The organism is Microbacterium sp. H6, from assembly GCF_003314775.1.
Taxonomy (GTDB): domain Bacteria; phylum Actinomycetota; class Actinomycetes; order Actinomycetales; family Microbacteriaceae; genus Microbacterium; species Microbacterium oxydans.
Map to the genome: position 1 here is coordinate 444 of NZ_QOAY01000294.1, position 2,233 is coordinate 2,676.

General features: G+C 70.3%; 2 protein-coding genes. Both read right to left on the reverse strand.

Features of this window, described 5'->3' with window-relative positions:
• The coding region (locus tag DSP71_RS19035; protein WP_181800785.1) for an exo-alpha-sialidase at positions 1-1,600 on the reverse strand (1,600 nt) is incomplete at its 3' end.
• A 69-nt stretch (positions 1,601-1,669) separates the two neighbouring features.
• On the reverse strand, positions 1,670-2,233 hold a 564-nt coding region (locus DSP71_RS19040; protein WP_147251402.1), incomplete at its 5' end, for a DUF4862 family protein.

Consider the following 2,233-nt stretch of genomic DNA (forward strand, 5'->3'; position numbering starts at 1 on the left):
ACTGCGGCAGCGTGAGCGTCGCGGTCGTCTGGCTCAGCCGTCCGTCGGCCGCGGTGAAGGCGGCCTGCAGACGCTGGGCGCCCGCGGCTCCCTGCGGTGCGGTGACCTGCACGTTCACGGTGGCGCTCGCGCCCGGTGCGAGGCCGGTGACCTGCGCCGTGGTCGCCGTCCAGCCGGTCGGAGTGTGGAAGGTGACGGCACCGCTGAGCGCTGTCGATTCCTGGTTCGTGACGGTGACCGGAACCGTGGTGGCCGCACCGGGGGTGAGAGCGGTCTGCGGCACCGACAGCGGGGCGCACACCGCGTTCATCCACGCCTCGTCGAACGAGGAGAACTGCATGGTGTTCGTGTATCCGGCCTCCCACAGCACCCCCACCCTGCCGTCGTCGATCGCCGTGGCGCTGGAGTAGGCGAACGTGCCGGTCTCGAGCGTGCGCAGGCCCGGCCAGGTCTCGCCGTCGTCGCACGAGAGCCGCACCGCCCCGTTCACGCGGTTGCCGTCGGCGCCGTTGTTGGCGTTCGTGAAGACCAGTTTCCTCGCGTCGACGCTGGCCGCAGGGGCGTCCGGGTGCAGGCGCGTGATCGAGGCGTTGTTCGTGGGGTCGGGCAGCTCGGGGTCACGGGTGACCGGCCCGTAGCTGTGGCCGCCGTCCGTCGAGATCGCCACCTTGCGCAGACGGCCGTTGGAGCTGTCGCGCGAGTTGAGCATGACGCGGCCGTCGGAGAGCTCGACGACCTTGTTCTCGTCCATGCCGGTGCCGACATACTCGCCGCGCTCCCAGGTGACACCGCCGTCGTCGGAGTACACCGAGTACGCCTGGATCGCCGTCGATCCGTTCGACTGCCGCACCGTGCCGGCGTACTGCTGGATGAGTCGGCCCGCGTGGGCGCCGTAACGCAGTTGGATGCCCTCGCCCGACGTCGCGAACGTGCCCTTCACGTCCCCCGCCACGGGCGTGTACACGCCTGCGCTGGTGGTGCCGTTCGAGGTCTTGGCGACGTCGGTGATCAGCCGCGGGGCGCTCCATGTCGCACCGCCGTCGTCCGAGTGGATCACCGCGGCGCCCATGACCTGCCGGTTCGCGTCGTCGTCTCCGTAGGCGCTCCCCTGGAATCCCTGGTCCTTGGAGTGCACGAAGAACGCGAAGACGCGGCCGCTCTCCCGGTCGACGACGTAGCTCGGGTCGGAGTAGCCGTACTGGCCGCTTCCGGTCTTCCCTGCCGCGATGATCTGCAGCGGGCCCCAGGTGCGACCGTTGTCGGTCGAACGGCGCTGGATGATCGAGTTCGGGTTGGGGGCGTCGGCCGCGTTCCCCGGTCGGGCATCCCACGACGCGAGGACCACGCCGTCGCCGAGGTGGGCGAGCGCGGGGATGCGGTAGAAGTAGTTCGCGGCGGTACGGTCGGCACCGATGTTCAGCTCGAGGTAGTCGCCCGGATCGGCGTTCGGATCGGTCAGGTACCCGGGGGCGGGGGCCGCCGAAGCTGCGGTGGCGGGGAGGGTGAGGGCGAGGACGAGCGCCGCGATAGTGCCGTATCGCAGCAGCGGGCGACGGCGGCCACGGCCATTCCGAGAGGCGGGCGGGAGAGGAACGTGCATGGACAGACCTTTCTGTTCGTGCGGAAATCAGACGTCTGATGTCTGATTTCAAGTCACTCTAGCGAGAGGTCAGACGTCGAACAAGGGTCGGCGCAGCACCTCGAGGTTCCGCGCGACGGTGCGCAGGGCGTCCCGGGCACTGGCGTCGTCAGGGCGTCGGGCCGTCTTCAGCCCCAGCCAGGCGACGTCGCCCGCTGCCGCGAGTGCCGCAGCGACGTGTGCATCATCGAGGAGCGAGGCCGATTCCGGATGCGTCGAGGCGATCGGCAGATGCGCATCCACCCACGGAGGACCGTACGGAGTCTGCACGGCCGCAGCGCCGGAGAAGGCGAGGCCGACGAGGAACCCGGAGGCTGCGGCTGCGGCGATCTGCGCGGTCACGGCGTCCGCATCGCGCAGCTCGATCGCCGAGCGACCCCAGTTGAGCCAGAGCCCGACCGGCGCTCCCGCTGACCGGATCGCGGCGATCTCGTCGTCGAGGGAGAGGAAACCCTTCTCCGGGATCTGCCCTGGCACCGACGCATCGCAGTGCTCGACGACCAGGCGCGCTGCCGACCAGTCGAGGGCGGCGGCTTCCTGCAGCGAACGCACGAACGGTTCCACGGCTCCCGCCACCCGCGGGGCGGTGTGCAG